The sequence below is a fragment of the Microbacterium sp. LEMMJ01 genome (assembly GCF_002114135.1).
Lineage (GTDB): Bacteria > Actinomycetota > Actinomycetes > Actinomycetales > Microbacteriaceae > Microbacterium.
Genome location: NZ_NCTV01000035.1, coordinates 286,925 through 302,612, shown reverse-complemented (window position 1 = coordinate 302,612; position 15,688 = coordinate 286,925). Strand labels below are relative to the sequence as shown.

Annotated in this window: 19 protein-coding genes and 1 other RNA gene; 8 read left to right on the top strand and 12 right to left on the bottom strand. The window is 67.9% G+C overall.

The window, feature by feature from the left end; translation table 11 throughout:
* The first annotated feature begins 15 nt into the window (after positions 1 to 15).
* Positions 16 to 486: a hypothetical protein gene (locus tag B7W94_RS14745; protein WP_253247449.1), complete on the top strand. Its 471-nt coding sequence runs from the start codon at positions 16 to 18 to the stop codon at positions 484 to 486.
* A gap of 171 nt (positions 487 to 657) precedes the next feature.
* On the top strand, positions 658 to 834 hold the full coding sequence (locus tag B7W94_RS18150; RefSeq protein WP_172400131.1) for a hypothetical protein: 177 nt from the start codon (positions 658 to 660) through the stop codon (positions 832 to 834).
* Between the two features lie 57 nt (positions 835 to 891).
* Here B7W94_RS18150 and B7W94_RS14735 read toward each other — a convergent pair whose 3' ends face one another.
* Together B7W94_RS14735 and B7W94_RS14730 are read right to left on the bottom strand one after the other, a co-directional pair.
* A complete protein-coding gene (locus B7W94_RS14735; protein ID WP_025103247.1) occupies positions 892 to 1,206 on the bottom strand; it encodes a DUF7882 family protein in 315 nt (104 codons plus the stop codon).
* A 67-nt stretch (positions 1,207 to 1,273) separates the two neighbouring features.
* A complete protein-coding gene (locus B7W94_RS14730; protein WP_062634870.1) occupies positions 1,274 to 1,501 on the bottom strand; it encodes a DUF2188 domain-containing protein in 228 nt (75 codons plus the stop codon).
* Positions 1,502 to 1,714: 213 nt separating this feature from the next.
* Here B7W94_RS14730 and B7W94_RS14725 point away from each other — a divergent pair, with 213 nt between their 5' ends.
* Positions 1,715 to 2,059, top strand: a complete 345-nt coding sequence (locus B7W94_RS14725) for a hypothetical protein (RefSeq protein ID WP_085607350.1) — start codon at positions 1,715 to 1,717, stop codon at positions 2,057 to 2,059.
* A 27-nt stretch (positions 2,060 to 2,086) separates the two neighbouring features.
* Here B7W94_RS14725 and B7W94_RS14720 read toward each other — a convergent pair whose 3' ends face one another.
* Positions 2,087 to 2,596, bottom strand: a complete 510-nt coding sequence (locus B7W94_RS14720; protein WP_085607348.1) for a hypothetical protein — start codon at positions 2,594 to 2,596, stop codon at positions 2,087 to 2,089.
* Positions 2,597 to 3,321: 725 nt separating this feature from the next.
* Between B7W94_RS14720 and B7W94_RS14715 the strand changes: the two genes are divergently transcribed.
* Both B7W94_RS14715 and B7W94_RS14710 read left to right on the top strand, forming a co-directional pair.
* Positions 3,322 to 3,738 (top strand): hypothetical protein, encoded by a 417-nt coding sequence (locus tag B7W94_RS14715; RefSeq protein ID WP_139833336.1) that lies wholly within the window; start codon positions 3,322 to 3,324, stop codon positions 3,736 to 3,738.
* A gap of 303 nt (positions 3,739 to 4,041) precedes the next feature.
* Positions 4,042 to 4,617 (top strand): hypothetical protein, encoded by a 576-nt coding sequence (locus B7W94_RS14710; protein WP_085607344.1) that lies wholly within the window; start codon positions 4,042 to 4,044, stop codon positions 4,615 to 4,617.
* Between the two features lie 313 nt (positions 4,618 to 4,930).
* On the opposite strand, the gene B7W94_RS14705 is transcribed toward B7W94_RS14710, so the two are convergent.
* Both B7W94_RS14705 and B7W94_RS14700 read right to left on the bottom strand, forming a co-directional pair.
* Positions 4,931 to 5,848 (bottom strand): hypothetical protein, encoded by a 918-nt coding sequence (locus B7W94_RS14705; protein WP_085607342.1) that lies wholly within the window; start codon positions 5,846 to 5,848, stop codon positions 4,931 to 4,933.
* Between the two features lie 44 nt (positions 5,849 to 5,892).
* Complete coding sequence (locus B7W94_RS14700; RefSeq protein ID WP_085607340.1) at positions 5,893 to 6,759, bottom strand: hypothetical protein; 867 nt, start codon at positions 6,757 to 6,759, stop codon at positions 5,893 to 5,895.
* A 307-nt stretch (positions 6,760 to 7,066) separates the two neighbouring features.
* Here B7W94_RS14700 and B7W94_RS14695 point away from each other — a divergent pair, with 307 nt between their 5' ends.
* Positions 7,067 to 7,591 (top strand): tyrosine-type recombinase/integrase, encoded by a 525-nt coding sequence (locus tag B7W94_RS14695; RefSeq protein WP_301178380.1) that lies wholly within the window; start codon positions 7,067 to 7,069, stop codon positions 7,589 to 7,591.
* A gap of 80 nt (positions 7,592 to 7,671) precedes the next feature.
* On the opposite strand, the gene ssrA is transcribed toward B7W94_RS14695, so the two are convergent.
* Positions 7,672 to 8,041: a transfer-messenger RNA gene (gene ssrA, locus B7W94_RS14690) on the bottom strand.
* A gap of 142 nt (positions 8,042 to 8,183) precedes the next feature.
* Here ssrA and B7W94_RS14685 point away from each other — a divergent pair.
* The gene (locus B7W94_RS14685) at positions 8,184 to 8,849 is read left to right on the top strand and encodes an SIMPL domain-containing protein (RefSeq protein ID WP_085607338.1); all 666 of its coding nucleotides are present in this window, start codon (positions 8,184 to 8,186) and stop codon (positions 8,847 to 8,849) included.
* A 10-nt stretch (positions 8,850 to 8,859) separates the two neighbouring features.
* Here B7W94_RS14685 and hflX read toward each other — a convergent pair whose 3' ends face one another.
* Positions 8,860 to 10,371: a GTPase HflX gene (hflX, locus tag B7W94_RS14680; RefSeq protein ID WP_085607336.1), complete on the bottom strand. Its 1,512-nt coding sequence runs from the start codon at positions 10,369 to 10,371 to the stop codon at positions 8,860 to 8,862.
* Positions 10,372 to 10,437: 66 nt separating this feature from the next.
* Between hflX and B7W94_RS14675 the strand changes: the two genes are divergently transcribed.
* The gene (locus B7W94_RS14675) at positions 10,438 to 11,079 is read left to right on the top strand and encodes a class I SAM-dependent methyltransferase (protein ID WP_025103235.1); all 642 of its coding nucleotides are present in this window, start codon (positions 10,438 to 10,440) and stop codon (positions 11,077 to 11,079) included.
* Between the two features lie 18 nt (positions 11,080 to 11,097).
* On the opposite strand, the gene dapF is transcribed toward B7W94_RS14675, so the two are convergent.
* From dapF to B7W94_RS18415, 5 genes are read right to left on the bottom strand one after another with little or no spacing between them, the layout of a single operon-like run.
* On the bottom strand, positions 11,098 to 11,970 hold the full coding sequence (gene dapF, locus B7W94_RS14670; RefSeq protein WP_085607334.1) for a diaminopimelate epimerase: 873 nt from the start codon (positions 11,968 to 11,970) through the stop codon (positions 11,098 to 11,100).
* A 9-nt stretch (positions 11,971 to 11,979) separates the two neighbouring features.
* Positions 11,980 to 12,528, bottom strand: coding sequence for a dihydrofolate reductase family protein (locus B7W94_RS14665; protein WP_025103233.1), 549 nt, complete (start codon positions 12,526 to 12,528; stop codon positions 11,980 to 11,982).
* Between the two features lie 34 nt (positions 12,529 to 12,562).
* Complete coding sequence (gene miaA, locus B7W94_RS14660; protein WP_025103232.1) at positions 12,563 to 13,474, bottom strand: tRNA (adenosine(37)-N6)-dimethylallyltransferase MiaA; 912 nt, start codon at positions 13,472 to 13,474, stop codon at positions 12,563 to 12,565.
* The gene (gene miaB, locus B7W94_RS14655) at positions 13,471 to 15,015 is read right to left on the bottom strand and encodes a tRNA (N6-isopentenyl adenosine(37)-C2)-methylthiotransferase MiaB (protein ID WP_060921069.1); all 1,545 of its coding nucleotides are present in this window, start codon (positions 15,013 to 15,015) and stop codon (positions 13,471 to 13,473) included. The genes miaA and miaB overlap by 4 nt, the downstream gene beginning before the upstream one ends.
* A 49-nt stretch (positions 15,016 to 15,064) precedes the next feature.
* Positions 15,065 to 15,538 carry a regulatory protein RecX gene (locus B7W94_RS18415; RefSeq protein ID WP_231729436.1) on the bottom strand — a complete coding sequence of 158 codons (474 nt, stop codon included), beginning with the start codon at positions 15,536 to 15,538 and terminating at the stop codon, positions 15,065 to 15,067.
* Positions 15,539 to 15,688: the final 150 nt, after the last annotated feature.

Here is a 15,688-nt window from a genome sequence, read left to right as displayed (position 1 = left end):
CACCCCGAGGCCACGATGACCACCCGACGACTCGCGATCCTGACCGGTCTCGTGCTCGCGGGAGCCGCCCTGACGGCGTGCACGGGTGGCGGCACCCCTGAGCCGTCGGCGCCGGGCTCGGCCGCTCCCACGGGAGACGGCGGCGCGAGCGCGACACCGGGCGGGGACGAGCTCACGTGCGAGTCGATGATCTCCGAAGGCACCGTAGCGGCCCTCACCGACGCCGGCTGGACGGCAGAGCCACGCGAGTTCCGCGTCGGGGACGTCGAGCTGACACAGGGACTCCTCTGCTTCTGGGCGGACTTCAGCGTGCCCTCGGACCACGGTCAGATGTACGGCTGGTCCCCCCTGTCCGCCGAGGAGGCGGAGCGCGCACAGGCGGGGCTCGAGGAGGAGGGGTGGCGGAGCGAGGAAGACGCTCAGGGCACGTACGTCACCGAGGACCCGCAGTTCGCCATGAGCACGGACGAGGACGGGTACGCATGACGTATCTCTTCGGGGACGGCTGGGTGAAGGTCGCCGACACGAAGCAGGGACTCCTCCTCATCGAGGGACAGCACTGACGCCGCACACCACTCGGGCTGGTGTTGTCAAGCCGCTGGGCCTGAGGCCGCAGACGGACGAGGCTGGTGACATCCGTCGAGGAAAGGAATGCGCATGGGTAACGACAGCGACCGCAACGACATCAGCACCGAGCCCTCCCCCGGCCCCGAGGAGAACGACAACCTCGGCGCCGAGGACAACAAGGGCGAGCCGCGCACCGTTCCGCCCACGGACGGATCGGACGACGACGGCGACGACGTGCGCGCCGACGACCCGGACCGCTCGCACTGAGCCGCTCGTCCGGACGGCAGGAGCCCCGCCTCGCGAAGAGGCGGGGCTCCTGCGCTGTCACTCGGTCGTGGAGCCCTGGACGATCTCGTCGACGAGCGTGATGCCTCCGGTGGAGTTCGCCGATTGCATGAGGTCGTCGATCCACTTCGGGTTCAGCTTGGGCGGCTCCCGCCCTTCGAACGTGAAGCGCAGCGGGATCGACGGATGCAGCCAGATCGTGGAGCGTCCGTACGCATCGCCCTCGGGGTGGGTCCACGACACCGTGAAGCTCTCGTTGCGTCGGAGCTTCGTCGCGATCACGACCTTGAGGTGCGCGAGCGCGCGGTCCTCGATGTGGAGCTGGCTCGTGCTGTCGTACATGATGAACCCCATGTGCGAATGGTAGGCCTCGCCCGACTCCGCCACCAGGGCCGTCATGCCGCGCCTCCCCACCCGCGTCTCAGCCGCGGACGTCCCGAGGGTCGTTGCCGTAGCTGTTCCGCTCCCCGATCGTGCCGTCCTCCCGTCGGATGAGGTGCTCGACCTGACGTGCCCGAGCCGTCTCCCGCCCGACGGCGACCGCCTCGTCCTTCGTGTCATGCGGCCCGCTGAACGTGTTCACCTCGCCCTGGACGCGATTGAACCAGCCGCCTTCCTGGTGGAACGTGTCGACATCGCCCTTCGGCATGGCGTCTCCCTTCGTCGTGGACCCCCTTGGTACCTCGCGAGCGCAGTCGCCTCCGACCCCCTTGCGCGCGCGCCGGATCGGTCGTACGCGACCGCAGATCCGTTCGCGTCCCCCGAAGAGGGGACAGACACCCGGCCCTCGCGCCTGCGATCATCGCGGTGAGGGAGTCGAACGGGCGGGCGCTGTCCCGCCGATCGGGGAAGGAGACTTCTGATGACGACCGACATCATCGCGGGGCCGTTCCTGACAGCGGTCCGCGAGGCCTGGGACCGTGGGCGGGGAACACTCATCGTCCCCCGGGATTTCACCCTGACGCAGTTGGCGGCCGGAGCGGGGTCGCTGAGCGCAGAGGTCACCGACTCGACGGGGACCCGGTTCGGCTTCCGCGTTCCGCTTCCGGCAGCCGCCCGGTGGGAAGGGAGGGCACAAGGTGGTGAAGGCACGCCGGAGCACTGGGCGCTGTGGAGCGTCATCATCCCGCTCATGGAGGAGCTGGAGACGGACGCCGGGCGCCGCTTCGCCCCCGACGCCGACGGCGTCCGCTGGGTGACCGCATAGTCGACCGCGGTCACCGCGCCGCGGAGCCTATCGCAGGCCGTCTTCGCAGTCGCTTCCCCGGCGGGCTTCCCACCAGAGCGCGTACTCGGGTCCCTCCGCGGTCTCGATCGTCCACGGTGGGAAGGTGATGAAGCGGTCGAGCGCGAGTGCCCACGAGCTGTCTGCTCTGGTCGATCCGGGGTCGTCGGCAGGAAGCTCGTCCTCTGTGGACCAAGACTCGGCCGGATGGGTCTTCGCCCATTCGTAGATGAGCTGGCCCGTCTGAGACCAATCGCGGTCGTTCATCTCTTCCGCGATCTCCGGGGGCATCGGCGCGCGGTGCGGGGTCCTGTAGTCGTAGGTACACGAGTACGTCCGCCCGTCGTCGCCGACATAGCTCAGCGCGATGGTCACGTTCGTGACGAGGTCCCCCCTCCGCCCCAGCACCCACGCTGCGGCGACGAGGAGCACGGCTGCCACCACCACCGCGATCACCGCGACGAGCCAGCCGGTGCGGCGCCGCCGACTCCGCACGGACGGGCGGGGTTCAGACGACACCCTCCCATCGTAGCCAGCTCGATGCTATGACCCTGCGGGGGTCTCGGCCGCCCGTTCCCCCGACACGAATAAGGCCCGCCTCCTTAGTGGTTACTGGGGAGGTGGGCCTCGTTGTGTGCGACAGCGACCTGGTGGAGCTGGGGGGAATCGAACCTTGCCTCGCGGCGGGCGACGGCGAAGCACCCCCGGAATTACGGATTGCCATCACGCGGGCGATCACCGCGTTGATCGCGGCGAGTATCGCGACCGCAGCCGTCGCTCAGGCGATCACCGGGCCTGGCACTACGTCAGCGACCACGTCGATGATCTGCAGGGCGACGACGACGGTCGTCGCGAGGACGGCGGCCGCGGTGATGAAGACCTGCACCGCGGTGCGGATCGCTCGCTGCTGCGGAATCGGATCTTGCTTATAAAGTGCCTCCTGGGTTCTGTCGGCGCTTACGGGCGGTCGTTTCGATCACGTCCTACTGGTGGCGTTCGGTCTTGCGGATCTGGCCGATCTCCTCGCGGATGCCGAGGACGTCGCGGGCCTTGAAGTTCTAGGGCTGCTCGACGCCGTAGAGCCGTGAGTCGGTGGCCTTGACGATCCGCTTGGTCTCGTCGATGTCGTCGCGCAGGATCGTCGAGGAATGAGAGTTCACGACGTGTTCCGCTGTCTGCGAGGTGTTCTTCCCGACCGCATTGACCTCGGGATGATCACCGAGCCCAGGCTCGACAGGAGCGCGATGAGCGCGAGCACCACCTGGTTCGGATCGATCTCACGCGCTGAGCGCAGTGGCGCGACCAGGGCGACGACGACGGCGACGGCTGCGCCGACGATCGCGGCGGGCTACCATCCCCAACCGATCTTGATCGTGTGCTCGGTCGGATGCGTGGTGGTCGAGGGCTCCGTCCCAACCATCAGCTCTTCGCCGGGGTCGAGCGCGGGCGTACTCCTGGCCTGCCTGCTTCGTCGATGCGAGCACGATGATGAGGCGGTGCGGGTCGGGCGCAAAGTCGGCAGCCTCGACGATCGGCTCGCCGTGCTGCACCTCAACGGCAGCGGGGTGGTCGGCGATGACGACGTCGACGCGGTTCCTCGTGTTGCGCATCGTGGGAATCTTCCAGTCTATGACGCCGCCCAGATCTCAGTATCGGCGTGATCGCTCTTGAACGAGTTGCAGCGGCGATGCATCGGCACGAGCGCCTGCCCGAAGGGCCGGTCACCGTTGGCCATCGCCTTGTCGTGGTCGGCAGTGAAGCTCATCCGGTGTGTGGATCGCAGGTCGGTGTCGATGTGCTCGCCACCGCCCCACCCCAAAGGTGAGCCATGCCCGCAGGGGAGGCCCTGAGCCTTCGTGCGGCGCTTGAGCGCGACCTGATGGCCACGATAAGCACGATGGCCCGTGTCGTCCCGGACGCTTCGACTGCCCATCTGTTCGCTCCGCTCTCGGTACGATCACCGCATGGTGAAGTTCACGCGAATCCTGATCGGGACCCTCTTGGCTGGCGGCTTAGCGCTAGTCGCTCTCTCGCTCCCTGGCATGGCGTGGGCTGCCGCGGAGCCTAGCCTTCTACAGCCGGGTATCAGCTTGATTGGGGCGGCACTTGCCGGCGCTGTTGCGCTATCGATCACGCGCGATTGGCGCGGGCAGCGCAAAGATCAACTCAACGAGCAGGAGCGAGTAGCTCGTGCGGCACTGGCATCCGAACAGCGTGATCAGCGAGCCAGTGTGTACGCGAACATGATCAGCGGGATCATTCAATCCTTCGCAGGCGGCCGAACAGGTGACCTCGCCGTCGATCGCGCGACCGTAGCGATGTGGGGAAGTCCGGGCACGCTCGCCGCGGTCGACGAGTGGCAGAGAGAGTCTTACGAGATCATGCGCGAGCACGGCGGAAGAGTCCCTGCTGACCGACGCAAGGAGATTCAGTTGATGGTCGCGGCGGTTGCCGTTGGAGCGCGCAAGGACCTCGGCCTCGAGCCGATTGCTCCTGATGACATCGCGGCCCTCTTCTTTGATGACTTCCCTCGCCGATAGCGCGAGGCTGCGACCGGCCCAGTGCTGCTCACCCGACGACTCCCGATTCGATGCCGTGAACGTGACGTCATGGCTAGCGGCGGTTGCTCTGCGGAGGGGTGAGAACGTGTGGCGGCGCAGCCACGCGCGGAAACGACGAAACCCCGCCGAGATCGGAGGCTTCGGTCACAGTTTGCGTGGAAGCACAGCTTTACAGGGCCGGCGCGCACACTTCTACCGGATCAGCTTAACGTGCCCCAGCCTGCGGCCGACTGGAGGCTGCGAATGCCCGTGGGGCGGCGTTGCCGGATCCGCGGGCTGAGCGAGGAGGTCACTATGTCGCAGCTTCTCCGGAGCTAGCTCGTTCGCGGTCCTGTTTGCCCGTGGATTCCGTCGCTGGATGCGGGTCGTGGAGGTGCGTCTCAGGCTTGATGCGCGATCGAGCCTTGGTGAACTGCTCCGCGATTATGGCGGCCGTAGATACGAAGTTCGCCGCAACTTCGACGGTAGGGGGCTCATCGGCGTGCAAGATTTCTCGGCGAAGTGCCTGCAGTCCCGTAAGGATCGTCGCGTACTCAGGACGGAGCAACTTCCGCCGAATAAGCTCCAGCGCGGTGTCGCTCGTCGTTCGTTTCTCTTCCGGTAAGCCGAGCAGATCAGCGACCGAGTAGGCCTCTCGTTCCAGCCTTCGCCATGCACCGTCGACGGGACGCAAGCCTGTCTGTCGTTGAGAGAGCTGATACCAACTCCACTTGGGCCTGGTGTGGAGCGTTTCGGAAAACCTCCTGCCATCTGCGATGCGACCCTCAGCGAGGAGGTTCTGCATCGCTGAAACGAGGTAGCTATCCACGGTTGTCTCGGCTGAGCTGGTACCGGCCGGAGACTTGGGGGGCTCATCGTCGATGTCGTGGGTACGACCTTGAGCTGGCTCGGTCCCCGCCACGCCCCCCGGAGGCCCCGTCGGTGCTTCGCCCGACGCAACAGCGGCTTCGTTGGGCACCGCTGGGACGTCCTCTGTCGCGGCCGCTTGTTCGGCCGCTCCAGCGAGCTCATCTGCGAAGAGCTCTACCGCGACGCCGGGAGCCGTGGCCTTCCGCAGCCTTGCCAGGACGCCAATGAGAGGGCGCTTGTAGATCAGCACGAGGGTGAACACGACCGCGGGCCAAACGAGAACCTTGAGGTAGTCGAGCGCAAGTTGAGCAAGCTTCATGAACACTTCGAAGCCAGCGGCGAGGATTTCCCAGAGCTGCATCCGCTCAGTATGCCCGAACTGAGGCAGCGAGCGCGGTGCCGAGGCTAGGGGCGCCTCTTGACGCGGAGAATGCGGGCGCCGAGTAACTCGGTCGCTTGGCGGTAGGTCATCATGGCGGCGAGGAGAGCGACCGTCGTGGTGCCGAGGCCCATGGAGCTAAGCACGTAGAGTGTGCCGTCGTCGTTGTCGATGGTCGCACCGTGTTTGGAGGTGTCGGTGACGCGAAGTGGGCTGGGGTGGGTGAGGCCGGAGATCATGCGCCAGACGGTGGAGGCGTGGGCACCGGTGAGGTCGGGAGAGTCAGTTGCTTCTTCGACGATCCGTTCGTAGCCGGGAGCGCCGTCGGTGTACTCGTCGGGGGTGATGTCGTTGGCCTCGGCGATGGTGGCCAGCTGCTCGCGGTGCTTGCGTCTGCGTTTGGTAGCGTCGCGGATGCCTCGCTGGGCGGCGGAACGACCTTCTCTGGTGGTGTTGTCAATCAGGCGGACGGCGGCCTTGACAAACCGCAGGTTGTAATCGATGTCGGTGGTGCGCAGCTGCAGGAGTCGGACGATCCGGTCGCGCTGGTCGGCCGGTTGGAGCAGCCAGAGCGCAGTTGCGGCCGATTCAAGCGTGCTACGCAGCAGCGGGAACTGGGAGGTGATGCGGTGTTCGAGCTGCTTGCCATCTGGCATCAGGAGTTGCTTGGTCGCGAGGAGGCTGTCGGTGGCCATGCTCATGCAGGCGGAGACGTAGTGACTGAGCTGCAGCCAGTGGGTGCGGCGGTCATCATCACCGAGCTCGGACGTCGGTTTGGCTCGAAGTTGGGCGACAGTTGAGTACCGTTCGGTGAGTCGGTCGACCTGATGGAGTCGGCGCGCGAGCTCTTGCGATGCTGCGAGCTCCGCTGCATCGGTGATGGGGACGCGCACTAGCCCCCGTGGGGGTGGCTCATCTCCAGTGATCATGGTTAGAGCTTGTCATACCCGCAGGAGACGAACCGGGGCTCCTTTCGAACAGCGTGTTAGCCCTCGTTGCTGCTTCGTGTCCTGGCCTATAGCTAGCCCCCCCCCCCCCTAACCGGCAGGACGTCGTTGGGCCCTTCTTGCATGACCGGCACGCGCGGGCCAGCCTTGGCGCATCTGACGATCACGAAGTGCGCCATGGATACCTCGGATTGTCCTCCGTCCTTCATCCTGGCCCTTCTCCCCTGCCGTTGGCGCGCGGGCGTCCCGCGCGATGGAGCGAGGCATTGGGCTCCGCGTCTCCGACATCAACATGCTGCGTCGGCGAGTGCACGTGAACCGAGCCACGGTCGAGGTCGACGGCGTGATCGAAGTCGGCGCGCCGAAGTCATGGGAAAAGCGCACCGTCCCGTTCCCCGGGTTCATCATCGACGCCCTCGGGCGGCAGTGCGCCGGAAAGTCTAAGAGCGATCTCGTGTTCTCCGACCCGAACGGCAACTTCCTGCGGCGCGCCAAGACGAGCGAGGGCGCCGGATCCTGGTTCGCTCGAGCAACCGAGGAAGCCCGTCTCGAGCGCCTCACCCCCCACGACTTGCGACACACCGCTGCATCCCTCGCCATCGGCTCTGGCCCTCACGTCAAGGCCCTGCAGCGGATGCTCGGCCATAAGTCCGCCGCGATGGCCCTCGACACCTTCGCCGATCTATTCGACGACGACCTCGACGACGTCGCGAACCGGCTCGACGAGCGAGCGACGGCAGCAGATGTGGGCAAAGTGTGGGCAAGCATCGCCGCCTGACGAGTTATCCACAACGCAAAGAAGACCCGCCTCTCCAGTGATCACTAGGGAGGCGGGCCTCGTTCTTTGTGACAGCGACCTGGTGGAGCTGGGGGGAATCGAACCCCCGTCCAACGCTGAGTCTCCACGCCTTCTCCGGGCGCAGTCTGTGGAAGCGTTCTGCTCGGCTCCGACCTTTGTCACAGACACCTAAGTCGACGAGCCCAGCCTGGGAAGAGTCCCACGTGACGTCCAGACGCCGTCACGCAGCAAGATTCCTAGATGACGCCAGGATCCGTATCGGAATCACATACGGTCTGACGGACTATCGGGCTCGCTTAGGCAGCGAGGGCGAAGTCGTTGCGCTTGGATTCGGCAACTATTGTTTTGCAGAGAGCGTTTACGAGATAACTCTGCATCCTCGGCCCGCTTCTCGTGGATTCACAGGCGCTGTCGAAACCGATCAGCCCCGTGGTCCTTCTCTCGAAGGAGCCGCTGTCACACTGTGGAATTGTCAGCCTCGGACGACGAGCACCCGAGCATCACAGGATACAACGTTCCCGCCCGCGTCGCCATTCCACGCCGCCGGTGAACGTCGCGTAGAGTCGGCGCCATGAGCGATGTGACTGTCACCGTCCGCGGCGAGCACGAGGCCCGTCTGGCTCCGGAGCGCGCCACCGTCCGCGTCGCGGTCCGCGCGGAAGGTCCGGACCGCGCCGCGGTCGTCGACCATGTGATGCGCCTGGCCGAGCCCGTGCGGACCAGCATCGTGGGCCGCGTGGAAGCCGGCTCCGCTCTCGACTGGAGCAGCACCCGCCTCTCGGTCCGTGCGGAGCGTCCGTGGAACGCCGACGGGAAGCGTCTCGCCCCGGTCTACTACGCGAGCATCGACGTCACCGCGACCTTCGCCGAGGCGTCGGAACTGTCGGTCTGGATCTCCGACATCTCCGCCTGGGATGGCGTCGAGGTCGGCGGTGTCGACTGGCACCTCACCCCCGAGACCCGCGTTCGCGTGGAACGAGAGGTGGCCACGCAGGCCGTCCATGTGGCCGTGACGAGAGCCGAGGCCTACGCCGCCGCGCTCGGCCTCGCCGACGTGGCTCCGCTGGAGATCGCTGATACCGGCCTGCTCTCCGCCACGGCGCCGACGCCCGGCACACCGCTGGGGAAGGCGCGCGGTGCCGTCGCTTTCGCGGCCGACACCGCGCCGGCCATGGAGTACGAGCCGCAGGACATCGTCCTCACGGCGACCGTCGAGGCGCGCTTCCTCGCTCGCTGAGCCTCCGCCGTCAGTCGCTGACGACGTAGGCCGCGAGGTCGGCGGCGAGACGCTCGGACACGTGCGCGTGCACCGCGGTCCCTGCCTCCTGGTGCTCGACGGACAGCAGCATCCCGGTCTCGTGGATCGCCGCGACGAGGTCACCGCGGTCGTACGGGATCACGGCGTGGAGTTCGACGGCCGGCTTCGGCAGCGCCTCCTCGATCGCTGCGCGGAGCTCGACGATGCCCTCGCCGGACCGTGACGAGACGAAGTGCGCCTGCGGCTCCAGGCCGCGCAGCACGAGCCGCTCGTCCTCGGGGATGAGGTCGGCCTTGTTGAAGACGACGATCTCCGGCATGTCGCGCACGCCCACATCGCCCATCACGTCGCGCACGGTCTGCAGCTGGCCGGCCGGGTCGGGGTGCGAGCCGTCGACCACATGCAGCACGACGTCCGCGTCACCGACCTCCTCCAACGTGGAGCGGAAGGCTTCGACGAGCTGGTGCGGCAGGTTGCGCACGAATCCCACCGTGTCGGTGAGCGTGTACACCCGGCCGTCTTCGGTCTCGGACCGACGAACGGTCGCATCGAGGGTCGCGAACAGCGCGTTCTCCACGAGCACGCCCGCGCTCGTCAGCGCGTTGAGCAGACTCGACTTCCCGGCGTTCGTGTACCCGGCGATGGCGACGGAGGGGATGGTGTTGCGCTTGCGTTCGGCCCGCTTCGCCTCGCGCGCGGGCGCGAAGTCGCGGATCTGCTTGCGCAGGAGCGCCATCTTCGTCCGGATGCGTCGGCGGTCGAGCTCGATCTTCGTCTCACCGGGTCCGCGCGAGCCCATGCCCGCGCCTCCGGCACCGACCTGTCCACCGGCTTGGCGGCTCATCGACTCACCCCAGCCGCGCAGGCGCGGCAGCAGGTACTCGAGCTGCGCGAGCTCGACCTGGGCCTTGCCCTCTCGGCTCTTGGCGTGCTGGCTGAAGATGTCGAGGATCACGGTGGTCCGGTCGATCACCTTGACCTTCACGACGTCTTCGAGCGCACGTCGCTGGCTGGGGGCCAGCTCGGTGTCGGCGATCACGGTGTCGGCGCCGACGGCGGCGACGATGTCCTTCAACTCCTGCGCTTTGCCGCGTCCAAGGTAGGTGGCGGCGTCCGGGTGCGGACGGCGCTGCAGCACGCCGTCGAGCACGACGGCGCCTGCCGTCTCCGCGAGCGCGGCGAGCTCACGCAACGAATTCTCCGCGTCCTCCTGGGCGCCCTGGGGATACACGCCGACGAGCACGACGTTCTCGAGACGCAGCTGGCGATACTCGACCTCGGTGACGTCCTCGAGCTCCGTCGACAGACCGCCCACACGCCGCAGCGCATGCCGGTCCTCGAGGTCCCACTGGTCGCCGTCTGCGGTCGAGTGCGCGGCCGTCGCTTCGTCCTGGAGCGCCTGCGCGGCGCCGAACATCCGCACCTCCGAGCGCTTCTCTGCGTTCGCCAGCACGCGGTCGACCGTCTGGTCGTCGGTGGAGGCTGTCTTCGTCTCCGTCATCCGTTCCTGTCTCTGGTTTCCTCGCGAGCCTTAACCTTAGCCCGCGCCGTCCGGTACGCTCACCGTATGGGGTCCGACCACTACTTCACTGCGGCCCCGGCTAGCCCCGAGAACCTGCGCAAGATCCGCGTATCCCTGGCAGGACGTGAGCTCGAAGTGACCACCGCGGGTGGCGTCTTCAGCCCGGATCGACTCGACGCCGGCACCGCAGTGCTTCTCGCCAACATGCCTCCGGTTCCGCCGGGAGGTCATCTTCTCGACCTCGGCAGCGGGTGGGGGCCGATCTCCCTGTCGATGGCGCTGGCCGCTCCGCACGCGACCGTCTGGGCGGTCGATGTGAACGAGCGGGCTCTGGACCTCGTGCGTCGCAACGCCGCAGCCCTCGGCCTCACCAATGTCAACGCCGCACTGCCCCAAGATGTTCCCGCCGACGTGACCTTCCGCACGATCCGATCCAATCCCCCGATCCGGGTGGGGAAGAACGAGCTGCACGGTCTGCTCGAGAAGTGGATCCCGAGGCTCGACGAGCGCAGCGATGCGTGGCTCGTCGTCCAGCGGAACCTCGGCGCCGACTCCCTGCAGCGCTGGATCGCGGCGACCTTCCAGCCCGGCTACAGCGTCTTCCGGACGGCGACCGGCAAGGGGTACCGCATCCTCAAGGTGCGCAAGCACGGAACACCGCCGACGGAGCCCATCGACCTCGTCTGAGAGGTCCGCCCCGCGACCTCAGACGAGGTCGACCTCACCCTGATAGACGAGCTGCGCGGGCCCGGACAGGGCGACGTGCTCCCCGTCTTCGGCGGGGAACATGCGAACTCCGAGCGTGCCGCCGGGAACCTCGACCTGCCAGTTGTCGGGGGCCTGTGCGCCGGCCCAGTAGCGCACAGCGAGAGCCGTGGCGGCGACACCCGTCCCGCAGCTCAGTGTCTCGCCGACGCCGCGCTCGAAGACACGCATCCGCACGTGCCCGATGCCGTCGCGCACGAGGGGCTCACCGGGCACCACGAACTCGACGTTGGCTCCCGCGGGCGGAGCCGGCTCCAGCTCGGGCGTGCGGGTGAGTTCCAGCAGTCCGAGCTCCGCGTCCGAGGCCAGTGCCACCACGACGTGCGGATTCCCGACGTCGATGCCCAGTCCCGGACGGGTGACGGTCAGCCCGTCCGCGCGCACCAGCGGGTCGTCTCCCGACAGCTTCCACGCGCCGAGGTCGACCTGATAGCCGCTCACGCTGCGGGTGACGTCACGGACGCCGGCTCTGGTGCCGATCGGGAGCGTGCTGCCGGGCTCGATCGCCGCGAGACCCGAGCGGACGAGGTAGTGGGCGAAGACCCGGATCCCGTTCCCGCACATCTCCGCGACGGAGCCGTCGGCGTTGCGATAGTCCATGAACCATTCGGCATCCGGCTCTTCTGCCAGGGCGGCTGCACCCTCCGGGATCGCGGACGAGCGCACGACGCGCAGCACGCCGTCCGCGCCGATGCCGAAGTGGCGATCGCAGAGTACGGCGACCTGCTCCGCCGTCAACTCCAGCTGCCCGTCGGGGTCGGCGATGATGATGAAGTCGTTGCCGGTACCGTGCCCCTTGGTGAATGCGACCATGGGACCAGTCTAGGGAGCCGACGACCCTGCGCCCGGCCGTGCGACGCGATAGCGCCCGCAGAGGAAGCTGCGGTTGCGAGCCACCTCGATCAGTTCCAGATCGAGCCGCCGCGGCAACAGCGGGGCGCCGCTCCCGAGGGTCACCGGTGCGTACTGCACCCAGACCTCGTCCAGCAGCCCCGCGTCGGCGAACTGCCCGGCGAGGTCTCCCCCGCCGACCACCCAAAGATCCTTGCCACCCGCGGCGTCGAGCATCGCGCTGTGCACGTCGCGGATGTCGGCACTCGTCACCCGGACATCGGCCCCGGCCGGCACCGCAAGGTCACGATGCGACAGCACCCACGTGGGCTGCGTGTACGTCCAGCGGCCCTCCTCATGGCGCATGACCCACTCGAACGTGGATGCCCCCATCACCAGCGCACCGATGCTCTTCTCGAAGGCGGGGTACGCCATCGGACCCTCCATGTCGATGTCCTGGCTCAGCAGCCAGTCCAGGGAGTGCTCGGCAGTGGCGATGAAGCCGTCCAGGCTGGACGCGGTGAAGTAGTGAGTGGCCATACGCGCATGCTCGCACGGGCCACCGACATCGCGGTCAGTCCCGCAACAGGTCGGCGACGGCCACGGGTGGCGTCACCCACTCCAGCTCCGGGTAGCGCTTGAACCACGACACCTGTCGACGTGCATAGCGTCGCGTGAGAGCCTGCGTCTCGGCGATCGCCTCTTCGGCGGTGGAGCGACCGTCCAGCTGTGCGAGCGCCTGTGCGTATCCGATCGCCCGCGGGGCTGTCGTCCCGCGCTCCAGACCGCGGTCCCGCAGCCCGGCGACCTCGGCCACCAGGCCGTGCTCCCACATCCGACGCACACGCGCATCGAGGCGGGCGACGAGTTCGCCCCGATCCACGTGCAGCCCGATCAGACGCGTGTGCGGATACCAGAGCGTCGGCGTCTCGGGGAGGACGGCACCATGCGTCGCGCTCCCCTGCTCGATGATCTCGAGCGCGCGGATCACGCGTCTCCCGTTGCGCGGGTCCACTCGGGCCGCGACCCCCGGATCACGCTCACGCAACCGCTGGAGCAGGGACCCGACACCCTCGCGATCGAGTTCCTGCTCGAGACGCTCGCGGATGGCGGGGTCCCGGGGCGGGAAGTGGAACTCGTAGACGACGCTCGACACGTAGAGTCCCGATCCACCGACGAGGATCGCGTCCCCTCCCGCCGCGTGGATCTGCTGCACGGCCTCTCGTGCGAGCGGCTGATACCAGGCCACGGCAGCGTCCTGCGTCACCTCTCGCGCGTCGAAGAGGTGGTGCGGAATGCCGCGACGTTCGGCGACCGACAGCTTCGCGGTGCCGATGTCCATGCCGCGGTAGAGCTGCATAGCGTCGGCGTTGACGATCTCCGCCGGGTTGCCGCGCCGCCGGAGCTCCTCGGCGAGATCGAGCGCCAGATCGCTCTTCCCCGTGCCGGTCGCGCCGACGACGGCCCAGAGCCGAGGCGCGGTCACACTCCGACGCGGAGGGTCGGCAGGCCGAGGGAGACGGCGCGCGGAGCGCCGTCGCTCGGTGCCGGCACGGCGCACGACTCGGCCTGTCCCCGATCCCAGGCGTCGCCACCACGCGTCCGACGGATGCGGAGCGGGGCACCCGTCGGGTCGTCGGCGAGGAGGTGGAACGGCGCGGCGTGCGTCACCGTCACCGTGACGACATCCCCTGGGCGCGGCAGCTCGGACCCGGGAGTGACCTCGAAGTGCACGAGCCGGTTGTCCTGCGCCCGCCCGGTCAGGCGACGCGTCTCCGTGTCCTTCTTGCCTTCGCCCGTGGACACGAGAACCTCGACCTCCCGGCCGACCTGCTTCTGGTTCTCCTCGAGCGAGATGCGCTCCTGGAGCGCGATCAGCCGGTCATAGCGAGCCTGCACGACGTCCTTGGGCACCTGGTCCGGCATCGTGGCCGCAGGGGTGCCTTCGCGGATCGAGTACTGGAAGGTGAAGGCTCCGGAGAAGCGCGACTGCTCGACGACGCGCATCGTGTCCTCGAAGTCCTCCTCGGTCTCGCCGGGGAAGCCGACGATGATGTCGGTCGTGATGGCCGCGTGCGGGATGCGCTCGCGGACGCGGTCCAGGATGCCCAGGAAGCGCTCGCTGCGGTAGGAGCGACGCATCGCCTTGAGGATCCGGTCGCTCCCCGACTGCAGCGGCATGTGGAGCTGCGGCATGACGGCGGGCGTCTCCGCCATCGCGTCGATCACGTCGTCTGTGAAGGCGGCGGGATGCGGGCTCGTGAAGCGGATGCGCTCGAGCCCCTCGATCTCGCCGGCGGCGCGGAGGAGCTTTCCGAACGCCTGACGATCCCCGAACTCCACCCCGTAGGAGTTCACGTTCTGCCCGAGGAGCGTCACCTCGATGGCGCCGTCCTCCACCAGCAGACGGATCTCGTTGAGGATGTCGCCCGGGCGACGGTCCTTCTCCTTGCCCCGGAGGCTCGGGACGATGCAGAAGGTGCAGGTGTTGTTGCAGCCGACGGAGATCGACACCCAGCCGCTGTGCGCGGAGTCGCGCTTGGTGGGAAGCGTCGACGGGAAGACCTCGAGGGACTCGAGGATCTCGAGTTCGGCGTCACCGTTGTGGCGCGCGCGCTCCAAGAGGCCGGGCAAGGATCCCATGTTGTGCGTGCCGAAGACCACGTCGACCCAGGGGGCCTTGTCGAGCACGGCCTGCTTGTCCATCTGCGCCAGGCAGCCGCCGACGGCGATCTGCATCCCGGCCTTGCGGCGCTTGACGGCGGCCAGGTGCCCGAGCGTCCCGTAGAGCTTCCCGGCGGCGTTGTCCCGGACGGCGCAGGTGTTGATGATCACCACGTCGGCCTCGGCTCCGGCCTCGGCGCGGATGTAGCCAGCGCTCTCCAGGGATCCGGACAGACGCTCGGAGTCGTGGACGTTCATCTGGCAGCCGAAGGTGCGCACTTCGTAGGATCGCTGGCGCCCGTCATCGTCGACGGCCGCCGACGACGCGCTGATGATCGTCGGTTCACTGCGGGGGATAGTCATGATGCTCCCATTGTACGAGCGTCGCCGAGAGCAGATCGCGTGCGAACCGTCAGTCGGAATCCACGAACCGGACGCCGGAGACGCCCCCGCCGAACGAGGCTTCCCGCAGCGCCGTCTTCGCCGCGTTCATGGCGACCGATCCCCCGTACCCGCGGCGCGACAGCTGCCCGACCAACCGGCGGAGCGCCGCGTCGGGGTCGAGGCGTCCCATCGAACGCGCTTTGGTCCGGGCGAACTCCAGTGCCCGCTCCGCATCGTCGTCGGGCAGCTCGTCGAGCGCGGCGTCGATGACGTCACGAGGAATGCCCCGCTGCGCGAGCGCTCGAGACAGCGCGACCCGCCCCTGGCCCTTGCGTTCGACGCCGGACGTGACGAGGAGCTCGGCGAGCACGGCGTCGTCGAGGTATCCGCGCCGTACGAAGTCGTCGACCACGTCTTCGACGGCGTCCGTCGCAAGCCCGTGCCCTTTCAACACCAGCCGGGCCTCGGAGACGGACAGCGACCGCGTGCGGAGCTTCCGCACCAACGATTCCTCCGCCGTCGCTCGGATCTCCGCCGCCGAGGGGCCGTTCTCCGCGCTCTCGCCCCCTCCGGGCGATCGGGACGCATCGCCGACGGCGCGCAATGTGGTGGTCTTCCCGCCTCGGGAAGCGGCCCGCGCCGCGGCACCCCG

What these genes read in the sequence shown, in the direction of transcription:
- B7W94_RS14695 (WP_301178380.1), top strand. Translation starts at nt 7,067, where the DNA reads ATGGAGCGAGGCATTGGGCTCCGCGTCTCCGACATCAACATGCTGCGT.
- B7W94_RS14730 (WP_062634870.1), bottom strand. Translation starts at nt 1,501, where the DNA reads ATGCCGAAGGGCGATGTCGACACGTTCCACCAGGAAGGCGGCTGGTTC.
- B7W94_RS18150 (WP_172400131.1), top strand. Translation starts at nt 658, where the DNA reads ATGGGTAACGACAGCGACCGCAACGACATCAGCACCGAGCCCTCCCCC.
- B7W94_RS14675 (WP_025103235.1), top strand. Translation starts at nt 10,438, where the DNA reads ATGGGGTCCGACCACTACTTCACTGCGGCCCCGGCTAGCCCCGAGAAC.
- B7W94_RS14705 (WP_085607342.1), bottom strand. Translation starts at nt 5,848, where the DNA reads ATGCAGCTCTGGGAAATCCTCGCCGCTGGCTTCGAAGTGTTCATGAAG.
- B7W94_RS14735 (WP_025103247.1), bottom strand. Translation starts at nt 1,206, where the DNA reads ATGGGGTTCATCATGTACGACAGCACGAGCCAGCTCCACATCGAGGAC.
- B7W94_RS14745 (WP_253247449.1), top strand. Translation starts at nt 16, where the DNA reads ATGACCACCCGACGACTCGCGATCCTGACCGGTCTCGTGCTCGCGGGA.
- hflX (WP_085607336.1), bottom strand. Translation starts at nt 10,371, where the DNA reads ATGACGGAGACGAAGACAGCCTCCACCGACGACCAGACGGTCGACCGC.
- B7W94_RS14710 (WP_085607344.1), top strand. Translation starts at nt 4,042, where the DNA reads ATGGTGAAGTTCACGCGAATCCTGATCGGGACCCTCTTGGCTGGCGGC.
- B7W94_RS14725 (WP_085607350.1), top strand. Translation starts at nt 1,715, where the DNA reads ATGACGACCGACATCATCGCGGGGCCGTTCCTGACAGCGGTCCGCGAG.
- miaB (WP_060921069.1), bottom strand. Translation starts at nt 15,015, where the DNA reads ATGACTATCCCCCGCAGTGAACCGACGATCATCAGCGCGTCGTCGGCG.
- B7W94_RS14665 (WP_025103233.1), bottom strand. Translation starts at nt 12,528, where the DNA reads ATGGCCACTCACTACTTCACCGCGTCCAGCCTGGACGGCTTCATCGCC.
- B7W94_RS14715 (WP_139833336.1), top strand. Translation starts at nt 3,322, where the DNA reads ATGAGCGCGAGCACCACCTGGTTCGGATCGATCTCACGCGCTGAGCGC.
- B7W94_RS14685 (WP_085607338.1), top strand. Translation starts at nt 8,184, where the DNA reads ATGAGCGATGTGACTGTCACCGTCCGCGGCGAGCACGAGGCCCGTCTG.
- dapF (WP_085607334.1), bottom strand. Translation starts at nt 11,970, where the DNA reads ATGGTCGCATTCACCAAGGGGCACGGTACCGGCAACGACTTCATCATC.